Genomic DNA, 19,685 nt, shown 5'->3' with positions numbered 1-19,685 from the left:
GCCGGACAGCTACCGCCGTCCCGCAGGCATGACCGTAGAGGAATTCAACCTGCAATGTGCGCAGGCGATTGAGGATACGATCGTCTGGGAAGGCGTTGAGACGGTTGCGGCCGTGATTATGGAGCCGGTCATTACCGGCGGCGGTGTGATCGTGCCGCACCAGGTGTATCTGGACCGGGTGCAGGAAATCTGCCGGAAGCATGGCGTGCTGCTGATTATTGACGAGGTGATCTGCGGCTTCGGGCGGTCCGGGCGTAAATTCGGCCACCAGAATTTCGGAATCAAGCCGGATATCGTCACCATGGCCAAAGGCTTGACCAGTGCTTACCTCCCGCTCTCGGCAACGGCAGTGCGCAAGGATATTTATGAAGCCTTCAAGGATAACAGTGACAGCTACGGCCATTTCCGCCACGTCAACACCTTCGGCGGCAATCCGGCTGCGTGTGCTCTGGCACTGCGTAATCTGGAAGTGCTGGAGCAGGAGAATCTGGTAGAGCGTGCAGACATTCTGGGGCAAAGGCTGTACAGCGGGCTTTCCGGGCTGCTGGAGCACAAGCTGGTCGGCGATATCCGCAGCTTCGGGCTGGTTCTCGGCATTGAACTGGTGGCCGACAAAGTCACTAAGCAGCCAGCCGATCTGGATATTGTCAAAGGTGTTATTGCCGGGTGCAAAGCTAAGGGACTCATCATCGGCAAAAACGGGGATACGGTGGCAGGATTCAATAACGTGCTGACCGTTGCGCCTCCGCTGTCCTCTACCGATGAGGACATCCAGTTCATTGTGGAGACACTCACAGCTGTGCTGAACGGGAGCTGGGCAAAGTGAGCTTCTCCGGATATAGAAGCTGATAGGCGCGCAGGGCAACCTGAATCGATATGCGGTTCTCCGGGAGCATGAAGTCCTCGCCGAGCAGCTCGGTGATTTTGTCCAGCCGGTAGTAGAGCGATTGTCTGACGATGAACAGATTACGGGCCGCGATTTGCTTCGAGCCGTCATGATCAAGGAATACGCGGAGCGTCAGCAGCAGTTCACTGCCTTTGGACTGGTCATGGTCAATCAGCGGCCCGAGATAGCTGCGGATGAAGTTCTCCAGTGTCTTGCCGTCGTTCAGGTTGAGCAGAAGCTGGAACACCCCGAGCTCCTCGTAGAACAGCACGGATTTTTGGTAACACGAATAGAGTGACAGGGCCTGTACGGATTCCTGATATCCGGCGTAGGCATGCTTCAGACCCTTATGGGACTTGCTGACTCCGATGACGAGCTGCAGGTCCTTCAGCTTCTCGTCGGCCCGGATATGCTGCAGGGCATCCAGTGCCTGCTGCAGCCGCAGCTTGCCGGGAAGCTTCGACTGGATGTCGAGTGCAATGACAGTCAGGCGGTTGTTCTTGAGTGTGATCAGCGGCCGCAGGGAGTATTTCTCGAAGAGGGAACGCAGAATGAGCGACAGGTGGAAGGTGATCGATTCCCAGTCATTTTCCGAGCTGTTCCATTTGACGTCGCGCGGATTCTCGATTTCAATCAGGCAGACGCGGTAGGGCAGTTCGTTCACAACATTGAAATCGGGGCCGACCAGCCCTTTGAGCCGGTTATCGTCCTGGGTGCGCCCGCTGATCAGCTCATCGACCCACAGATTCTCGGAGAACAGCTTGCGTTCTTCCATATAGCGGGTGCGCAGCAGCTCCTGGGCAATCGAGAGGGAAGCGGAATCCAGCAGCAGACAGTCGAATTCCTGCGGCTTGTGATTGCAGACCATCAGGATATAGGCCCAGGTCTGGTCGAGTGCGCCCACCGGCTTAACCGCAATCATCTTATGGCCGTATTCGCGGATATAGGGTGCGGCATCGGGCTGCACCCCCTCCATCTCCTCGCTGAAGGCCTCGAAGAAGCTCAGCAGCGGAGTCTGCTCATCCGGCGAAAGTGCCGGGAAGAACAAAGGTTTACCCTGCAGCTGCATATAAACAATCTGGGTGCGGGTGCTTTTGCATAATAACTGCAGCACCTTCAGGGTGCCCTGGGAAGTCAGTGTCAGACGGTGAAATTCGCGGGAGATGCTCTCCAGCTCCTGGAGCATCCGGTGATGACGGTTAATGATGAGGGAATGCAGGTCGAGTGTGATATCTACGAAGCGTACGGTACGGGTAAAAATGATCAGCGGAAAATCGTGGCGGTTGGCCAGCTCGATCATCTCCTGCGGGATGCTGCTGAAGTAAGCCCCCAGCTCGATACATAAGCAGGCGGCGTTCTTATCAATCAGATTCTGCATAAAGGATAAGGAAGAAGCAATATCTGCACACGCACCCATGCCTGTAGTCAGAATCATTTCCTCACCGTGGATCAGACTTTCGAAGCTGGCGCTCTCCAGCACATGCACCCAGCGGATGGCCCGGTTCAGCCCGTGTTTGCCGCCGATGATCTCCGCCTCTGCGGACAGCGGTCTTTTCAGCGCATCGCGGATGGTAAATACAAGTTCCCAATCCATATGCTTTCCCCCTCGCTCTTTTGCCCTGTCACTTGCGTTCACGTAAAAAATACACTTTTGAAATTAGACAATGTGTCTAATGTAACGAAAAATCGAAATGACTATAGTTTGATTATGATATGTTAGAATATATAACCCGAGCAGATAGAAAAAGGACATTTTTTATGATTTAAGATATATTCTACTACATCACTCCTTATATGTAAGCAAAATATTAAGGCAATTATCGTAATAATGTTATATTATATAACACAAGTATGATTTAGAAGCCGGGGATAAGGATTTTCTGCAACGCCTAAAAAACACCAATTGTCCAAAGGGAGGGATAACTGATGGAGCACACTTCTCCGTTAACTGCATTCACGCCTGACATGTTCATGCGAAACTTCGCCGAGGCTGAGCTCGGGCTCAGCCGCAAAGGTGCAATTGAGGAATCCAACCGCTGCCTCTATTGTTATGATGCGCCCTGCATTAAAGCCTGCCCGACCAGCATCAATATTCCTTCCTTTATTAAGCGGATTGCGACCGATAATCTGAAGGGCTCCGCACAGACCATCATGGATTCCAATCCGGTGGGGGCCAGCTGTGCGCGTGTCTGTCCGACCGAGGAGCTATGCGAGGGCGCCTGCGTGCTGAACGATGCTTCGGCGCCGATTCAAATCGGACTGCTGCAGCGTTATGCCACTGACTGGGCGATTAACAGCGGTGTCCAGTTGTTTAAGGCCGGTGTGCCGAACGGCAAAAAGGTCGCTGTAATCGGCGGCGGCCCTGCAGGATTGTCCGCCGCCAGAGAGCTGGCGCGCGAAGGGTTTGCTGTAGTGATCTATGAGGCCAAGCAGCTTGCCGGAGGACTGGATACTCACGGGATCGTTTCGTTCCGGCTGCCGCAGTCCATCTCGCTGTGGGAAGTAGAGCAGGTTGAGAAGCTGGGCGTTGAATTCCGTACCGGGGTAAAGGTTGGTGTTGACGTTGCGGTAGAGGAGCTCAAAGCGGAGTACGATGCGATTGTACTGGCAGCAGGAATGGGTTATGTTCCTCCGCTGGGAATAGAGGGCGAGAAGCTGTCCGGTGTATACGATGCTATAGAGCTCGTGGAGACCACGAAGACGGGTATCCCGACTCTGGAGCTGATGGGTCAGCGTGTTGCGGTCATTGGCGCAGGGAACACCGCGATTGATGCTGCGACCTGCTCCATGCGGCTCGGAGCAGCGAATGTGAAGATGGTCTACCGCCGCACCCGGAGCGAGATGACAGCCTACGACTTCGAATATGAATTCGCCAAGCAGGAGGGTGTGGAATTCAATTGGCTGACGCTGCCGAAGCGGATTGTCGGCGATGAGCTGGGCAATGTGACCGGGCTGGAATGTGTGCAGATGAAGCTGACCGGCGAGACCGGCAAAGACGGGCGCCTGACGCCAATGCCTATTGAAGGCTCGGAATTCGTGATGCCGGTCGACGCCGTAGTAGTAGCGATCGGGCAGAAACGGCGCATTGATCTGATCGAGGCGCTGGGTCTGGAGCACAATTGGGGTGTAGTGAAGATTGATGAGAAGACCGGCCGGACGTCTGATCCAATGATTTTTGCGGCTGGGGATATTGTTTTTGGTTCTGGCAAAGGTGAAGCGATGGTGGTGTCCGCGGCACAGCAGGGCAAGGATGCAGCCTATGCGATTGTGAAGCAATTATCGGGTCTGCAGGACAGCGTAGTAGGCTCCGCGGTATAACCGGGAGTATGTGAGCAGCACGGGCCCGGCTGGTTTAGGCGGACTTCATATGACAGGGAGGGAATATCAATGGCAGATTTGAGTATTGATCTTGCAGGAATCAAGTCACCCAATCCATTCTGGCTGGCCTCTGCGCCGCCTACCAATACAGGTTACCAAGTGCAGCGGGCCTTCGAGGCCGGCTGGGGAGGGGCGGTCTGGAAGACGTTGGGCGAACCGGTCATTAACACCTCGTCCCGGTTTGCAGCAGTGCACTTTAATGGACAACGGGTAGCGGGCTTTAACAACATAGAGCTGATTACGGACCGTCCGCTGGAAGTGAACCTGAAGGAAATCTATGAGACGAAGAAGAGATTTCCGAATCATGCGATTATTGCCTCCCTGATGGTAGAACCGAAGCAGGAAAAGTGGCATGAGATCGTCAAACGGGTGGAAGCGGTCGGTGTAGACGGGCTGGAGCTCAACTTCGGCTGTCCGCACGGCATGGCCGAGCGTGGAATGGGTGCGGCCTCCGGACAGCAGCCTGATCTGGTGCAGGCGCAGACGACCTGGGTGAAGGAAGTGGCGACCACGCCGGTTATCGTGAAGCTGACCCCGAATATTACCGACATTACGGTCGTTGCCCGGCATGCGGTTAAAGGCGGTGCGGACGCGATCAGCCTGATCAATACGATTAACAGTCTGGCAGGAGTGGATATTCACAGCTGGAACACGATTCCAAATGTCGGCGGCCAAGGCGCGCACGGCGGCTATTGCGGCCCGGCGGTGAAGCCGATTGCCCTGAGCATGGTGGCCGAATGCGCCCGGGACCGCGGGGTCGGTGTCCCGATCTCCGGGATCGGTGGAATTTCCACCTGGCAGGACGTGGTCGAATTCATGCTGACGGGTTCCACCGGGATTCAGGTCTGTACGGCGGTAATGCATCACGGCTTCCGGATCGTTGAAGAAATGATCGACGGCCTGAACAATTATCTGGATGACAAGGGTCTGGCTTCGGTAACGGAGCTGATTGGCAAATCAGTGCCTAAATACTCCAACTGGGGTGATCTGGACCTTAACTATAAAGTGGTTGCCCGGATTAACGAAGACAACTGCATCAACTGTAATAAATGCCATATTGCCTGCGAGGATGCCTCGCATCAGTGTATCGATATGCTGACGGGTGCTGATGGTAAGGCAATTCTGCAAGTGCGTGAGGAAGACTGCGTAGGCTGTAATCTGTGCTCCATTGTCTGCCCGGCGGACGGCGCGATTGATATGGTCGCCCTGGATAGCGGCGTGGCGCCAATGACCTGGAATCAGCGGAATCAGGTGATCAGCGGCTTGAACGGCTCATATTCGGAAGCGGAGGTGGTTTAGGATGAAAAAGATCATCAAAAACGGCATTATCGTTACCGCAGCGGACACTTATGCAGGGGACCTTCTAATCGAGGACGGGATTGTGACCGGAATCGGCTTGAATCTGGAAGCGCCGGATGCTGAAATCGTAGACGCCTCCGGCTGTTATGTATTTCCCGGGGGAATTGATCCCCACACCCATCTCGACATGCCCTTTGGAGGAACTGTCACCGCCGATGATTTTGAGAGCGGGACGATTGCGGCCGCTTACGGGGGCACAACAACCATTATTGATTTTTGCCTGACCACCAAGGGCCAGCCGCTGCAGGGCGCCGTGGATACCTGGCATAACAAATCGCAGGATAAGGCGGTTATTGACTACAGCTTCCACCTGATGGTCTCGGAGCTGAACGACAAGGTGCTCGCAGAGCTGCCGCAGATTATTGAAGACGAGGGGATTACCTCGCTGAAGGTATTCATGGCGTACAAGAACACCTTCCAGGCTGATGACGGCGTGCTGTTCAAGACGCTGCAGGCCGCCAAGCGGGAAGGCGCGCTCGTCATGGTTCATGCCGAGAACGGTGATGTAATTGAGTATCTGGTGGAGCAGGCTCTCGCAGCCGGCAACACGGATCCGATCTACCATGCACTGACCCGGCCTCCGGAGCTGGAGGGTGAAGCGACCGGCCGGGCTGCTTATTTGACAGAGCTAACCGATTCCCAGCTCTATGTCGTGCACGTGACCTGTGCCGAAGCTGCCTGGAAAATCGCCGAAGCCCGCAAAAAGGGGCTGCGCGTCTACGGAGAGACCTGTCCGCAGTATCTGGTGCTGGATCAGACGGCGCTGGAGAAACCGGATTTCGAAGGTGCCAAATATGTCTGGTCTCCGCCGCTGCGCGAGCAGTGGAACCAGGATGTGCTGTGGGATGCGCTTTGGAGCGGCACGCTGCAGACCATCGGCTCCGACCAGTGCTCGTTCGATTTCAAGGGACAGAAGGACCTCGGACTCGGTGACTTCTCCAAAATTCCGAACGGTGGACCGACCATTGAGGACCGCTTCAGCCTGCTCTACTCTGAGGGTGTGCAGAAGGGCCGGATCTCGCTTAATAAATTCGTGGATATCATCTCCACCTCCAGCGCCAAGCTGTTCGGTTTATTCCCGCAAAAGGGGACGATCGCCATCGGCAGCGACGCCGATATTGTCATTTTCGATCCATCCGTGGAAAGAACCATCTCAGCAGAAACCCATCATATGAACGTCGATTATAATGCGTTTGAAGGCTTCGAAATTAAGGGCGAGCCGGTCTCCGTCCTCAGCCGCGGTGAATTTGTCATTCGTGACAAACAGTTCGTCGGGCAGGCTGGCTCCGGTAAATACCTACACCGCAAACGGTTTGAAGCCGAAGCGGCGCGTCCAGTCAAAGCGGAAATCAGCGGAGGAGTGGTCTAAGATGTCTGCATTCGATGAGTTTGACCAGGAGCGGCAGGCCATTGATGCTCTGCTGGAACAAGGCTACCAAGTGATCCGTATCGCTGAGGACCTGGACGGGGCCAGAGTTACCTTCGCTCCCGGCGGTCCGGGACAAAGCCCGGTGGAGCTGCTGCTGCTGACAGCAGATGCGCGGAAGCATGTGACAACGGTGGTTTTTGCCGGGAGAAAGCCGGCTGCGCCAATAGAAACGGTTATTTAAGTGAATCCTATCAAACTAGGGGCTGTGATCTTCGGATCATGGCCCTTTGGCATGATTGGGATGTAAAGATTAGGATTGACAGTTTTTTGAGGGTGTACTATATTATTCCCATGGATTTAATCGGAATATAACAGGGTCGACCAGTAAACTGGAGATCAGGCTTTACCGTCTATACGGTAGCGGCTTGATCTTTTTTTGTTGTTCATCCGGCTGGAGAAGGGGGCGAATGGATCGATGATTGCAGTGAAGCATTTGAATAAAAGCTATGCGACGCGTGCCGGGCAGGTGTCTGCACTGCAGGATATTAATCTTCATATCGGCAAAGGCGAGATCTTCGGCATTATCGGCGCAAGCGGGGCGGGAAAGTCCACGCTGATCCGCTGTCTCAACCTCTTGGAGCGGCCAGATTCGGGCAGTGTAGAGGTAGGGGGTGTAGCAATTACGGATCTGAAAGGCAAGCAGCTGCGGCTGGCCCGCCGCCGAATCGGCATGATCTTTCAGCAGTTTAATCTGCTGGAAGCCAAGACGGTATACGGGAATGTGGCGTTCCCGCTCCGGGTAGCCGGGTTCTCCAAGCCGGAAACGAAGCGGCGTGTGGCAGAAATTCTGGAGCTGGTAGGGTTAAGCGACAAAGCGGATGTGTATCCGTCGCAGCTCAGCGGCGGCCAGAAACAGCGGGTTGGAATTGCACGCGCGCTTGCCGTGGAGCCGGATGTGCTGCTCTCCGATGAAGCCACCTCGGCGCTGGACCCGCAGACGACGCATTCAATTCTGGAATTGCTGCAGGATATTAACCGTAAGCTGCAGATTACTATTGTCTTAATCACACATGAAATGGATGTGCTGCGGCATATCTGCGACAATGCTGCGGTAATTGAAGGCGGGCGGATCGTGGAGAGCGGACCGGTAGAGCAGCTGTTCTACCGGCCGGAGAGTGAGACGGCGAAGCAGTTTGTGAATATATTCAATTACTACAAAGACGGAAACACTCAGGAGAAGGCGGTAATTATGCGATGAAGGAAGATATGGTTGAACTGCTGTGGACCGGGCTGCAGCAGACCTTGTATATGGTGGCCTGGTCCTCTATGTTTGCACTTTTGCTGGGTTCACTGCTGGGTGTGACTCTGGTGGTCACTGAGAAGGGCGGAGTTCTGCCCGCTCCCCGGGTTAACGGGCTGCTCAGCACAGCGATTAACGGCGTACGGTCTATTCCGTTCATCATTCTGATCGTGCTGCTGCTCCCGCTGTCGCGGCTGATTGTCGGCACCTCGCTTGGACCTACGGCAGCGATTGTCTCCCTGTCCATCGGGGCGGCACCGTTCCTTGGCAGAATTATCGAGAGCTCGCTGCGGGAGGTGGAGCCGGGTAAGATTGAAGCAGCCAAGTCCGTGGGGGCACATCCCTTTACGATTATTGCGCAGGTCATCATTCCTGAGGCGCTGCCTGCACTTGTGCGCGGCATGACTATAGCAGTCATCTCGATCACGGAATTTACGGCGGTGGCAGGGGCCATCGGTGCCGGCGGGCTGGGCAGTCTGGCGATCCGCTTTGGTTATCAGCGTTTCCGGACAGATATTCTAATCGGTACCGTACTGCTGATTATACTGATCGTTCAGATCCTGCAATGGACGGGTGACTATGTCTCCCGGGCTATCGACCGGAAGCGCTGTAAGAGCGAATAAGACAGTGGGTCATTAGTAAACAGGATTACATAATTCCTATAACAAGGATATTAACACTATTCAAGGTAATGATGTTTTAAAAAAATATAGATTCTAAGAAGGGGTAGGGATGAGGATGAAGAAACAGGGGAGCCTGCTTGTCGCATTGATGATTGTTCTGGCGGGGGTACTGTCAGGCTGCGGTGCAGACAAAAACAATGATGAGGCAAAGGCGGCTGCAGAAGGGAATTCCGGCGGAAATGCCGGCAAGGAGATTACACTTAAGGTGGGTGCGGCTGCTGTGCCGCATGCAGAGATTCTGGAGTTCATCAAACCGAAGCTGAAGGAAGAGGGTATTGATCTGGAAATTGTCACACTGGATGACGAGGGTCAGCTGAATCCGGCACTGCAGGAGAAGCAGATTGATGCCAATTATTTTCAACATGTGCCTTATCTGGATTCGATCAAGGAGGAGAAGGGGTACGATTTTGCCGTAACGGCCAAGGTGCATGTAGAGCCCATCGGATTCTACTCCGAGAAGCTGAAATCCAAAGAAGAACTGCCGGATGGGGCCAAGATCGGCATCCCGAACAATCCTTCGAATGAATACAGAGCACTTGTACTGCTGCAGCAGCAGGGACTGATTAAACTGAAGGATGGCTTAACCACCTATGAGGCCACGCCTAAGGATATCGCTGAGAACCCGCATAATTTGGAGTTCGTTGAGGCCGATTCTGCTACTCTCCCGCGTGCGCTGCCTGATCTGGATGGTGCAGTCATCAATACCAATATAGTGCTGGAATCCGGGATTGATCCGAAGTCGGCCCTGTTCCGTGAGGACGCCAATTCACCGTATGCCAATGTCATTGTCGTCCGCAGCGGAGATGAGAACCGGGATGAAATTAAGAAACTGGATGAAGCGCTGACCAGTCCGGATGTGAAGCAATTCATTGAGGACAAATACGGCGTGGCTGTAGTTCCGGCATTTTAAAGTTCAAATATAGGCAGACTGCCGGTTGCGGACGCGCTGATGCGTGGAGACAGCCGGCAGTCTTTTATTTATACCAGCTTCTGCCCGCGTTCCATATACTCCTGGCGCAGAACCGACATAATCAGCAGCGTCTCAAAAATGTCACCCCGTTTAATGGATTCGCGGAGTGCACCGTCCACCTTGAAGCCTACCCCTTCATACACATGCCGTGCTCTGGAATTCAGCTCATTGACGTCCAGCCATAGCCGGTGCGTCTCTGTATGCGTGAAGATCCATTCTGTGAGCAGTGCGAGTAACCTTTTGCCGTATCCGCGGCCCTGGACATGAACGACAATCCGCATAATGCAGACGGTCAAATTGGGGTCCTGCAGTCCCGTAATAATCACGTAGCCAGCCGGTTGGCCGGACTTCTCCTGAAGGATCAGATGCAGCATATCTTCATCCGTGATGGCTGCAGCATGCTTGTCCCTCGTCCATTGTCCAATGTAGCGGCGGTTATTCTCATCCTGCTCCGCAGCCAGCACAAAATCGAGATCCTGCCCGGTGGTCAGCCGTAAATCGAGAAGCTCTGCTTGTATTAACATCCAATTTTCCCCCTTTGTTGTCAGTCAATATAAGAACACGTTACATGAGGGAAATAGAACTGGCAACCCTAAAAGACACTCCGGCGTCCGCATATTGGACTGAAAGGAGAACCCGGGCTGGCCCGTTTCCACCGGGTATGTTCTGGCGGGGTCTTTTCAGCGTGGCTGAACAGAATTATTGTATAATTGAGAGGAGTAGATGGGTGAAATTCGGAGTGTGATGAGGAGAGAGTAATTGATGTACTTGCTGGATGTGATGTCATGGCTGACAGAGGAGCGGCTCCGGCTGATGCTGGAACAATACCGCACCCTCGGGCCGCTGCCCGGAATCGGGCTGACGTTTATGAAATCATTCGTTCCGCCGCTGCCCACTATTGCAATTGTAGGGTTAAATGGGGCGGTTTACGGTTTATGGCTAGGCTTTTTATATTCATGGATCGGGCTGGTGGCGGGCTGTGTGACGACCTTCCTGATTATCCGCAAAATCGCTTCCCACCCGTATCTGCAGAAGTGGGCCAGGCGGCCGAAAGTAGCCAAGAGCATGACCTGGGTCCGGCAGAGCGGATTCAGCTATGTTTTTCTGCTTAGTCTGTTTCCGGTCGGCCCGTTTGTGGTCATTAATATGGCCGCCGGGCTTGCCGGCATGCGTCTGCGTTCTTATCTGCTTGCGCTCTGTGCCGGCAAAGCGATTATGGTATTCGCAGTCTCCTATATCGGGAATGATGTAGACCGGTTTATCCGCAATCCATGGGAGATTATCTATGTGCTGCTGTTTATCGGTGTCTCCTTATGGTGTGTCAAGGCGATAGAGGCCCGGTTTGCCCGGGCGGCGAAAGAGGACGGGGCAGCCTAAGCGAGTGACCCGCTATACCCTAAACAGCCGGCTGACCGCTTGTTCTGTCTCTAATTGTCCGGAGTTATGGAGCCAGCTGTTCGTAGCGGCGTTATAGCAGTAATCAAGGCTCCACTCCGCAATATGGCTGACAATGCCCTGCACTGCCGTTATCATCCGGTCCACCTCGCGGGCAGTCATAATGGGATGCAGGGAGAGCCGGACCCAGCCCGGCTTCGAAGACTGGTCACCGGCATGGAGCGCCTGAATGATCTGCTCGGACTGCTTGTGGCCAAGTCCCAGCAGATAGTGCCCATAAGGACCGGCACAGGAACAACCCCCGCGGGCCTGAATCCCAAAGCGGTCATTCAGCAGCTGGACGGCCAGGTTGTAATGGATATCCTGCAGTGTAAACGACACGATACCATGGCGCTCCGTCTGCTCACCGGCCAGTATGGAGCAGCCGGGAATCCGTGCGAGTCCGGACAAGAGCTGGCGGCACAGCTCCTGTTCCCGCAGCCTCATCAACCCCCCGCAGCCGTTCATCCGCTCTTTCAGCTTCAGGCATAGCGCTGTGCGAAAAGCCTGGAGGAACCCTGGTGTGCCCCCGTCCTCACGGACCTCTACCTCATCTATGTAACGGCGTCCTCCCCATGGGTTGACCCAGACGACGGTGCCCCCGCCCGGTTCATCCGGCAGTCTGCCGCTGCAGAGCGCAGCATCGAACAGCAGCACTCCATTCGTGCCGGGGCCGCCGAGGAATTTGTGAGGGGAGAAAAAAACAGCATCGAGCTTCTCCAGCGGAGAGGAGGGGTGCATATCGATATCCTCATAAGGGGCGCTGGCGGCAAAATCCACAAAGCATACTCCGCCGTGACGGTGCATGGCTGCAGCAAGCTTAGCGTAGGGGGTCTGAATCCCCGTTACGTTGGAGCAGGCGGTGAAGGAGCCGATCTTATAACGGCGGTTCCGGTGGAGACGGAGCAGATCCTCAAGCGCATGCAAATCGATATTGCCGTCCGCCCCGGCCGGTACCGTAACCACATCGCCTATCCCCTCCTGCCAAGGCAGCAGGTTGGAGTGATGCTCCATATGGCTGGTGAAGATCACCGGACGTTCCTCCGGGGTACAGCGGAAATTCCGGCGCTGCCATTCCGGCAGCTTCAGTCCCATCAGCCGCTGCAGCTTGTTGATCGCACCGGTCGTGCCGTTGCCGCAGAAGAGCAGGACATCTTCCGGTCCCGCATGTACATGCTTTCTTATAATATTCCGTGCCTCGGTATAGGCAAGGGTCATGGTCAGCCCGGTAGTATTCGACTCGGTATGCGGATTGCTCACATAAGGGCCGAATACCTCCTGTACGGTACGTTCAATCGGCTCGTATAAACGGCCGCTGGCTGTCCAGTCGGCATAGAGCAGCGGTTGCCGTCCATAAGGAGTAGTTATGTGATGCCGGATGCCGATCGTGTGCTCCCGGAAAGCAGCGAAATGTGCCTCTAGTGAAGCCGGCGCCTCTTCTGAAAAGGCATGGTTGATGCTTAGCACAGACAATCCCTCCAGCCGGTTAGTTCTCGCAGACACGGGTACTGGTAACGAAGAAAACAGGCGATAAGGAGTATCGCCGCATCCTTTTTCACACAGCGGTGTCTTCCTGGCTCAGTATATGCCCGGCGGAGGGAATAGGTTAAAGCCCATCAGCTCTTATATGAACAGCTGCATATCACTTTCCAGCGCATCCTTCAGATAAGCGGAGGCATCTATAATCTCTACCTCCGGCAGGAATTCCTCCGGCTTGAACCCCATAATCTCTACAGACAGCTTGCAGGCGTAGAATTTGATGTTCTTTTTGCGTGCGCCCTTAAGAAAATGAATCAGCTTCGGCGCGTTATTGTCCTCCATCATTTCCTCCAGCATCATCCGTCCCAGGCCGCTGAAATTCATCCGCGAGAGCGGCAGCTGCTGCGGGCCCTTCGGGGTAATAACATCCATCAGCTTCTCATAAATCGTTTTGTCCTCCAGCGTCATTTTTTCCGGATCCCGAACCAGAAATAATCCCCAGAAGGCGAAAAACATCGTAACCTCCACCTCAATATCCCGTGCCGCATTGGCAAGAATCAGTCCCGCCATCGCCTTGTCGTATTCACCGCTGAACATCAGCAGGTTCAATTTTTTAGCCATCTCTGCATTCCTCCGTCATCTCATAGAATGTAATTAGTATGGTTGCGGCGGCGAGAAGTATGCCTGCTGTCACAAAGATGTGCCGGTAGGGAGGGGGTGCTCAACATATTAACTTACCGTTGATGTAAAAAACGGCAAGCTTCCTCTTCACGGGAAGCTTGCCGCTCACACAAGTGATTCTAGTGGAAAACCGTCAGAAGGGAGTTAGGCGGAGAAAATCCCGCTGGTGTACCGCCTTCGCCTTCCGTAAACCTAATTAGCACGGCTGCAGGCGGTATAACACCGCGCCGTGCGGAGCAACCACGCTAGCCAAGCCGTCCCCGGTAAGCGGCACTTCTTCTCCGCTCCACAGTTCCTTGACGGACAATGGGCCTTCCAGATTCAGTGCTGTCAGCTGTACGGAGACTGTCTGCGCGGCTTCACCTGTATTGAACAGCGCAATGTACTTCACGCCGTTCGTACCCTCCGCCGACCATACAACACGGTCATTCTCACGGCTGACGAGCCGGGCGCCGCTACTGCTGTTGTGCATATCCAGTACATCCCGGTTAGTCAGCAAGCCTAGAGTCCATTCGTCATTGTCGCGCAGCTCCCCGCCGAAGAACAGTGGAGAACGGAAGATGCTCCACAAGGTCATCATCGTAATCTGCTCGTCTCGTGTAAACCGCGTCCAGCGGTCTGCCCCGCCGCCGTCTACCGAGCGGATGCCGATATGGCCGAGCGGCAGCATATCGCAGTCCGGCCAGCTGCCGTCCCCGGCTTTGCCCTGCCAGCGCTCACAGCGGTCGAACATGTCCAGCAGCAGCTCCCAGTGATCCCAGAAGTCATCGGTGATCCGCCACATATTGGCGTGCCCGCCGAAGAAGTCGGCGTACTCTACCGGTGCCGGTCCGGGCGAGAGGCTGAGCACCATCGGGCGGCCGCAATGCTCGATCGCGTTATGGATCAGTGCGATCTCCGGCTGGTGGGTATCGTATAGTCTTGACGCTGCAATATCATCGACTTTCACGAAGTCTACACCCCACTCGGCATACAGCTCGAACAACGAGTTGTAATAAGCCTGTGCGCCTTCCGCAGCGGCATCAACCCCGTACATATCCGTATTCCAGGGACAGATGGAATTCGGATGGGCAATATCGCGGGCAGTAGCCCGGGAGCCTTTGATAGCGGATGCCGCATGAGCGGCTTGCCTTGGAATGCCGCGCATAATGTGAATCCCGAATTTCAGGCCCAGGCTATGCACGTAATCCGATAACGGGCGGAAGCCCTGCCCGCCTTCAGCTGAGGGGAAGCGGTTCACGGCCGGCATCAGCCGGGAGTATTCATCCATCTCCAGCGGAACAAAGGGCCGGTACTGTGAGGATACGGCTCCAGGCTCATACCACTGAATATCCACAACGACATATTCCCAGCCGAATTGCTGTAAATTCGCCGCCATATATTCGGCATTCCCGCGGATTTCCTGCTCGGTAACGGCTGCCCCGTAGCAGTCCCAGCTGTTCCAGCCCATCGGCGGTGTCTTGGCATACTGTAAATGATTCATTAAGATGTCGTCTCCTTAAAGCTCCTTAGCCGGAGCGATGAAATAAAGTTGCTGTTATAGAGACATCATAATTCCTTTATACATACAGTTCTACAGTAATATAGGCATATGAATAGCACTAAATTGCTGTTTATTGAGGTCCTAATCAAAAAACAGGCGGTTATAGTGCAGACTGCCGCTCCCGGAACGGAAAGCGCCAGGCGTTTGTCCGGTCAGCTTCTGAAAGACTTTAATGAAATAGCTGCCTGAAGAGTATCCGAGCTCGGCAGCAATGGCTTCAATGCTCCGGTCGGTGGTTCTCAGCAGTTCTACCGCATGCCGGGTCCGCACCCGGTTTAAATATTCATTCGGGGTCACACCGACATGTTTGCTAAAGATGCGGAGCAGATGGAATTTAGATAGTCCTACCTGCTCGGCCAGCTGTTCCTGGCCAATCATCGAATGGTAGCGTGCTTCGATGAAGCTGACGGATTGCCGCACTGCCGGCGGCCATTCCGCCGTATGATGCGGCCCGCTTGCGGCCAGCCGGCCCAGCTCCATCAAGAACTGGTAGAGCAGTGAAGAAGCGATATACGGGTCGGTTATTTTGCCGTCATGAGCTTCACGGGCGATGTCGCGCAGCAGGCGGATCGGAATACTTCCCGGGTCAATGGCCGGGGCAGGGCCGAGCTTGGACTTGATGTCTTCCCACAGCGGCAGAGCCAGCTGCGGCCGGAACAGGATGAAGTAGAACTCCCAGGGCACCGCTCCGCCGGGATGGTAGTACCGGTGGTTGCCGGGGATTTCAGCCATGAAGCCTCTTCCGGGGCCGATCCTGAAGCTCTCGCGTTCAGTATCGAATATGCCTGTGCCCTCAGTCGTATATTGAAAAAGCAGCAGCGGCCCGTCACTGCGCTCCATTCCGTTCCAGGAGTACGCCGGACTCGTCTCCAATTGGTGTCCCACGGCGAAGAGGCTGAGCAGCGGCAGGCGCTCAGGCTCATTGAAGCGGAACCCGTAGACCCCGTAACTGTGGTCATGTTTCACGTTACCCCTCCTGACGGTTGTCCCTGATTAGTAAAAAAGCTCCCCTAAGGGAGCTTGAGATGGTGTGGTCTAAGGCCTGGGCCTTGCGGTTTATTCGCCCGGCGTATCCTGCCCGGAGGAATCTGCTTCAGGCGGACGGCGCATGTCATAATACCGGGCAGCCCCCCAGACACTGCCGGTAAACAGTACGATCAGCCCCAGGATGATTGCAAACCGCCAGTCGCCGGCCTTGAAATTCAATTGGAGGACGGTCAGCACCAGTGCAACCTGAGTCCACACCAGTGTTCTTTTACGGAAAGCGGTAATATTTCCGGCCATCTTCGGCATGCCGCGGATAATCCGGTAGGCGAGAATAGCAAGAATCAGCGCAAAGATGGCTGTTCCGATTAATTCGGAGGTGGAAAACGCATTCATTATCTCGAAATCCTTTCGGTTTAACATCATGTTCTTGTTTATTATAGCGGTCCGCAGCCGTTTTACCAAGCGCGGGCCGCATATTTGAGAATCAAAGTTCAGGATAGCCGGGAGCTGCTCAGGAAGCCAGCTTGATGATCTCCTCCGCCGGCAGCGGCGGGAAGAAGTAGAAGCCCTGAATATGCGGGCAATCGTGTTTGACCAGGAACTCCAGCTGCTCGATCGTTTCGACGCCTTCTGCAATCAGATCATAGCCGAGCTGCGAGGCGACAAACACAATTGACTTGATAATCGTCTCGTCAATCGAGCTGATGCCGATGCCGGTGATGAAGGTCCGGTCAATCTTGATCTTGTTGACAGGGAAATGCTTCAGGTAATTGAGCGATGAATATTTAGTGCCGAAGTCATCAATCGAAACGATAATTCCATGGTCGCGCATCTGCTGAAGCAGCGGATAATGTTCTTCCAGCAGTGCCGTGCTTTCCGTGATCTCGAACTCTAGCACATTCGTGCCCAGCCCGTAATGATCAAGCACAGACAGCAGATTCTCGATCAGGTTGCGGTTATAGAACCAGCTGTTGGAGATGTTGATGGAAGTACGCAGCAGCGGTATACCCATCTTTCTCCATTCGCAGAGCTGCCGGCAGACCTCGCGGAGCACCCAGTCTGTCAGCTGAATCATCAGTCCGGCTTCCTCTACGGCAGCGATGAAGGTACCGGGCCCGATCAGCCCCTTCTCCGGATGGTTCCAGCGGATCAGCGCCTCCATCCCGATCATTTTACCGGTAACGGCGTTGATTTGCGGCTGGTAATGAAGCACGAACTCCTCACGCTCCAGCGCAGAGTGCAGGTACTTGGCGATCATCGTCTTCTGTTCCAGCTTCTCGCGCAGCTCCCAGTCGAATATAAAGTAATTGCAGTCCTCCTGGGATTTCGCCTGGTACATCGACATATCGGCAAATTTCAGCAGATCGTCTTTATTGAGGGAGTGCTCAGGATACAGCGAGACTCCAATGCTAGTAGACAAGCTTAGGTGGGCACCGGCAATCAGCAGGGTCTCAGAGATCAATGCGCTGATTTGTCCGGCCAGCTGCGGAATCTCCTCCTGGGCTAAATCGGAGAATATCATGACGAACTCGTCGCCGCCGGTACGTGCGAACAGCTTGAAGGGCAGATGGCTGTTCTTGAGCCTGCCCGCCAGTATTTTGATAACCTGATCGCCTGTAGAATGGCCGAGGGTATCATTGATTTCCTTAAACCGGTTCAAGTCGAAAAAGAACAATGTATAGGTCTGCGCCGGGTCTGAACTCTGCAGAAGGCGCTCAAATTCGTCCATAAAATACCGCCGGTTCGGGATTTCGGTCAGGCTGTCATAATGAGCGAGCTTCTCGTACAGCCGCTTAGAGACACGAAGATCGCGGGTACGGATACTAACCACACGCTCGAGTTCAATGTTAAACCGGCCCTGGTGCCAGAAGTAATATAGAATAAAGGCGAAAACAAGTAAAAGTGCAATGTCAATCCAAAGAACGCTGCGGAACACTTCCCACTTTTTCTGTACCGGAAAAGGGGTCCCCATCAGCCAGTGCTGATTATACACTTCAATGGGAGTGGTAACCTGCTCGCCTGCCATTTTGGTTTGATTGCTGAATAGCAGCGTATGATCCTGTGTCATTACATACACCGGGGAATCCTGAAGCTGCAGCTGCTCTGCGATGTCATCCGCCCGAACGGTAACCGAGACAATGCCGGCAAAAGTGTTTCCGTTATAAATAGCCTGCCTGATCACCATCCCATAATCGCCCTGGGCCAGTGTCCGTGGACCGTCAATGGTAATACCGCGTGAGCGGATCGTTTCCTGAATCATTCCAGGTGAGGACAGAACAGGATCGAGCAGCAGGCTTTTATTGAGAATGGAAGTATTGCCGGTGAGCGGATAGAGATAACGGATGGTTCCGCCCGGTGCGATCATGATATTCATAACCGTTTGGCTTGAGTTGGTATAGGCGGTAATCAGGTACTGGTTAATAATAGAGGGCGTTGCATCAAACCCTACTGTTTGAATAAAGGAACTTACGCCTTTGACAATCGATACTTTCTCTTCAAGGTTCGATGTGAGTGTGACTGCATGTGAGGACAGATCGGCTTTTTCAGCCCGGTATTCCCGGTCTACCGATAAGGAGTAATAATAGAACAGAGAGAGTTGTAGCGCGACTAAGAAGCCGAGGATGATCGTTAAAGGCTTTTTATTAATGAAAGCCATGGAGTGCCTCCGATATCAAAAAATTCAACATTATATTAGCAATTTGACCAAAAGTGGTTCCTGCCCACCGAAAAATGTCGAGATATGTCGTAGGTGTCTCTATAGCATGTCATTTTTAGCGTCATTGCGCAAGGGAAAACCTTATAGCGGGCGTGAAAAAAAGAAAAAACGGATAGACACATTCCGCCAAAGGGCAGCTTGTATTTATCCGTTGCTCTTGCAGTTGTTGCTTTATGGATTTTTACATAGGTTGCGTAGGTTTATTTCTTGAAAATACGCAGTGGTGCGCCGATCGGCAGGAATGTGCGTCCGAAGTGAGCGTTAAGCACAGATGCGCCGCAGCCATAGAGTGAGACGATACCGATGGCCATTTCCGAAACGGCAGCCAGCTTGTGGAAGAACTCAGCAGCGACACCGAAAGCATCCATAGACAAGCCGAGGAACAGGAAGTCAATCAAGATAAAGATGATCAGCAGTACCCGGTTGGCTTCGACAGCCCCAAGGGTCATAAACAAGGTGAATACCAGATATCCGAGAAAAACAAATCCAAGCTGCTTGGGATCCACGCCTTCGGCCAGAACTGTACCGAATACACCGAGCTTGATCAGCCAGCTTGCACCCATGCCGAACCAGAAGAAGGCATATGCGCCAAAAGCAGTCATGCCGAACGTGTTGTTGTGTTTGGCATCCTGAATGGAAGCGAACAGCTGCGCGAAGGCTCCGAGGAAGATGGCCCAAGGAATACAGTAGCTGAGACCTGTTGTAATTTCGAGCTTTTGTGAAGAAGCGACCAAGGTGACGATAGCAAGTCCGAACAAGCCGATGGCGCTGGGGTCGGCAGTGACGATTTTGACGGATTGCGTTGTTTGCGGTTGCGCTGACATAGCAATAAATGCCTCCAATTTTCAAAAGTGTTCGCATAGGATAACAGCACCCGGAGCGGGTGCTGTTATCAGCTTG

Annotated in this window: 18 protein-coding genes; 9 read left to right on the top strand and 9 right to left on the bottom strand. The window is 54.0% G+C overall.

The window, feature by feature from the left end:
- Positions 1-826: aminotransferase class III-fold pyridoxal phosphate-dependent enzyme (locus AQR02_RS34710; protein WP_245237652.1), on the top strand; the 826-nt coding region annotated here is incomplete at its 5' end.
- Here AQR02_RS34710 and AQR02_RS20965 read toward each other — a convergent pair.
- Positions 792-2,480: a PucR family transcriptional regulator gene (locus AQR02_RS20965; RefSeq protein ID WP_054942380.1), complete on the bottom strand. Its 1,689-nt coding sequence runs from the start codon at positions 2,478-2,480 to the stop codon at positions 792-794. The genes AQR02_RS34710 and AQR02_RS20965 overlap by 35 nt on opposite strands.
- A 332-nt stretch (positions 2,481-2,812) precedes the next feature.
- Between AQR02_RS20965 and AQR02_RS20960 the strand changes: the two genes are divergently transcribed.
- From AQR02_RS20960 to AQR02_RS20930, 7 genes are all read left to right on the top strand, one after another.
- Positions 2,813-4,204 (top strand): NAD(P)-dependent oxidoreductase, encoded by a 1,392-nt coding sequence (locus AQR02_RS20960; RefSeq protein WP_054942379.1) that lies wholly within the window; start codon positions 2,813-2,815, stop codon positions 4,202-4,204.
- 69 nt (positions 4,205-4,273) lie between these two features.
- Positions 4,274-5,563 carry an NAD-dependent dihydropyrimidine dehydrogenase subunit PreA gene (preA, locus tag AQR02_RS20955; protein WP_054942378.1) on the top strand — a complete coding sequence of 430 codons (1,290 nt, stop codon included), beginning with the start codon at positions 4,274-4,276 and terminating at the stop codon, positions 5,561-5,563.
- Position 5,564: 1 nt separating this feature from the next.
- Positions 5,565-6,992: a dihydropyrimidinase gene (hydA, locus tag AQR02_RS20950; protein ID WP_054942377.1), complete on the top strand. Its 1,428-nt coding sequence runs from the start codon at positions 5,565-5,567 to the stop codon at positions 6,990-6,992.
- A gap of 1 nt (position 6,993) precedes the next feature.
- On the top strand, positions 6,994-7,233 hold the full coding sequence (locus tag AQR02_RS20945; protein WP_054942376.1) for a hypothetical protein: 240 nt from the start codon (positions 6,994-6,996) through the stop codon (positions 7,231-7,233).
- A 234-nt stretch (positions 7,234-7,467) separates the two neighbouring features.
- On the top strand, positions 7,468-8,250 hold the full coding sequence (locus tag AQR02_RS20940; RefSeq protein WP_054942375.1) for a methionine ABC transporter ATP-binding protein: 783 nt from the start codon (positions 7,468-7,470) through the stop codon (positions 8,248-8,250).
- Entirely contained in the window at positions 8,247-8,915 is a 669-nt protein-coding gene (locus tag AQR02_RS20935) for a methionine ABC transporter permease (RefSeq protein ID WP_054942374.1), read from the top strand. The genes AQR02_RS20940 and AQR02_RS20935 overlap by 4 nt, the downstream gene beginning before the upstream one ends.
- A 115-nt stretch (positions 8,916-9,030) precedes the next feature.
- Positions 9,031-9,885 carry a MetQ/NlpA family ABC transporter substrate-binding protein gene (locus AQR02_RS20930; protein WP_054942677.1) on the top strand — a complete coding sequence of 285 codons (855 nt, stop codon included), beginning with the start codon at positions 9,031-9,033 and terminating at the stop codon, positions 9,883-9,885.
- A gap of 68 nt (positions 9,886-9,953) precedes the next feature.
- Here the strand turns inward: AQR02_RS20930 and AQR02_RS20925 are convergent, their stop codons facing one another.
- Positions 9,954-10,469 carry a GNAT family N-acetyltransferase gene (locus AQR02_RS20925; protein ID WP_054942373.1) on the bottom strand — a complete coding sequence of 172 codons (516 nt, stop codon included), beginning with the start codon at positions 10,467-10,469 and terminating at the stop codon, positions 9,954-9,956.
- Between the two features lie 238 nt (positions 10,470-10,707).
- On the opposite strand from AQR02_RS20925, the gene AQR02_RS20920 reads away from it, so the two are divergent.
- Entirely contained in the window at positions 10,708-11,322 is a 615-nt protein-coding gene (locus AQR02_RS20920) for a TVP38/TMEM64 family protein (RefSeq protein WP_054942372.1), read from the top strand.
- A 12-nt stretch (positions 11,323-11,334) separates the two neighbouring features.
- On the opposite strand, the gene AQR02_RS20915 is transcribed toward AQR02_RS20920, so the two are convergent.
- The 7 genes from AQR02_RS20915 to AQR02_RS20885 form a co-directional block, all read right to left on the bottom strand.
- Complete coding sequence (locus AQR02_RS20915; protein WP_054942371.1) at positions 11,335-12,846, bottom strand: aminotransferase class V-fold PLP-dependent enzyme; 1,512 nt, start codon at positions 12,844-12,846, stop codon at positions 11,335-11,337.
- 156 nt (positions 12,847-13,002) lie between these two features.
- Positions 13,003-13,479, bottom strand: coding sequence for a DsrE/DsrF/DrsH-like family protein (locus AQR02_RS20910; RefSeq protein WP_054942370.1), 477 nt, complete (start codon positions 13,477-13,479; stop codon positions 13,003-13,005).
- A 256-nt stretch (positions 13,480-13,735) separates the two neighbouring features.
- The gene (locus tag AQR02_RS20905; protein WP_054942369.1) at positions 13,736-15,022 is read right to left on the bottom strand and encodes a glycoside hydrolase family 27 protein; all 1,287 of its coding nucleotides are present in this window, start codon (positions 15,020-15,022) and stop codon (positions 13,736-13,738) included.
- A 141-nt stretch (positions 15,023-15,163) separates the two neighbouring features.
- Positions 15,164-16,048: a helix-turn-helix transcriptional regulator gene (locus AQR02_RS20900; protein ID WP_054942368.1), complete on the bottom strand. Its 885-nt coding sequence runs from the start codon at positions 16,046-16,048 to the stop codon at positions 15,164-15,166.
- 90 nt (positions 16,049-16,138) lie between these two features.
- Positions 16,139-16,492 carry a hypothetical protein gene (locus AQR02_RS20895; RefSeq protein WP_159067808.1) on the bottom strand — a complete coding sequence of 118 codons (354 nt, stop codon included), beginning with the start codon at positions 16,490-16,492 and terminating at the stop codon, positions 16,139-16,141.
- Positions 16,493-16,580: 88 nt separating this feature from the next.
- Positions 16,581-18,725, bottom strand: coding sequence for a bifunctional diguanylate cyclase/phosphodiesterase (locus tag AQR02_RS20890; RefSeq protein WP_054942366.1), 2,145 nt, complete (start codon positions 18,723-18,725; stop codon positions 16,581-16,583).
- Positions 18,726-18,985: 260 nt separating this feature from the next.
- On the bottom strand, positions 18,986-19,609 hold the full coding sequence (locus tag AQR02_RS20885; protein ID WP_054942365.1) for an acetate uptake transporter: 624 nt from the start codon (positions 19,607-19,609) through the stop codon (positions 18,986-18,988).
- Positions 19,610-19,685 lie beyond the last annotated feature (76 nt).

The sequence above is a fragment of the Paenibacillus ihuae genome, from assembly GCF_001368795.1.
Classification (GTDB): domain Bacteria; phylum Bacillota; class Bacilli; order Paenibacillales; family Paenibacillaceae; genus Paenibacillus_AQ; species Paenibacillus_AQ ihuae.
The sequence above is the reverse complement of the archived record's forward strand: the minus strand, read 5'-3'. Positions and strand labels throughout refer to the sequence as shown.

What these genes read in the sequence shown, in the direction of transcription:
- AQR02_RS20965 (WP_054942380.1), bottom strand. Translation starts at nt 2,480, where the DNA reads ATGGATTGGGAACTTGTATTTACCATCCGCGATGCGCTGAAAAGACCG.
- AQR02_RS20960 (WP_054942379.1), top strand. Translation starts at nt 2,813, where the DNA reads ATGGAGCACACTTCTCCGTTAACTGCATTCACGCCTGACATGTTCATG.
- preA (WP_054942378.1), top strand. Translation starts at nt 4,274, where the DNA reads ATGGCAGATTTGAGTATTGATCTTGCAGGAATCAAGTCACCCAATCCA.
- hydA (WP_054942377.1), top strand. Translation starts at nt 5,565, where the DNA reads ATGAAAAAGATCATCAAAAACGGCATTATCGTTACCGCAGCGGACACT.
- AQR02_RS20945 (WP_054942376.1), top strand. Translation starts at nt 6,994, where the DNA reads ATGTCTGCATTCGATGAGTTTGACCAGGAGCGGCAGGCCATTGATGCT.
- AQR02_RS20940 (WP_054942375.1), top strand. Translation starts at nt 7,468, where the DNA reads ATGATTGCAGTGAAGCATTTGAATAAAAGCTATGCGACGCGTGCCGGG.
- AQR02_RS20935 (WP_054942374.1), top strand. Translation starts at nt 8,247, where the DNA reads ATGAAGGAAGATATGGTTGAACTGCTGTGGACCGGGCTGCAGCAGACC.
- AQR02_RS20930 (WP_054942677.1), top strand. Translation starts at nt 9,031, where the DNA reads ATGAAGAAACAGGGGAGCCTGCTTGTCGCATTGATGATTGTTCTGGCG.
- AQR02_RS20925 (WP_054942373.1), bottom strand. Translation starts at nt 10,469, where the DNA reads ATGTTAATACAAGCAGAGCTTCTCGATTTACGGCTGACCACCGGGCAG.
- AQR02_RS20920 (WP_054942372.1), top strand. Translation starts at nt 10,708, where the DNA reads ATGTACTTGCTGGATGTGATGTCATGGCTGACAGAGGAGCGGCTCCGG.
- AQR02_RS20910 (WP_054942370.1), bottom strand. Translation starts at nt 13,479, where the DNA reads ATGGCTAAAAAATTGAACCTGCTGATGTTCAGCGGTGAATACGACAAG.
- AQR02_RS20905 (WP_054942369.1), bottom strand. Translation starts at nt 15,022, where the DNA reads ATGAATCATTTACAGTATGCCAAGACACCGCCGATGGGCTGGAACAGC.
- AQR02_RS20895 (WP_159067808.1), bottom strand. Translation starts at nt 16,492, where the DNA reads ATGATGTTAAACCGAAAGGATTTCGAGATAATGAATGCGTTTTCCACC.
- AQR02_RS20890 (WP_054942366.1), bottom strand. Translation starts at nt 18,725, where the DNA reads ATGGCTTTCATTAATAAAAAGCCTTTAACGATCATCCTCGGCTTCTTA.
- AQR02_RS20885 (WP_054942365.1), bottom strand. Translation starts at nt 19,609, where the DNA reads ATGTCAGCGCAACCGCAAACAACGCAATCCGTCAAAATCGTCACTGCC.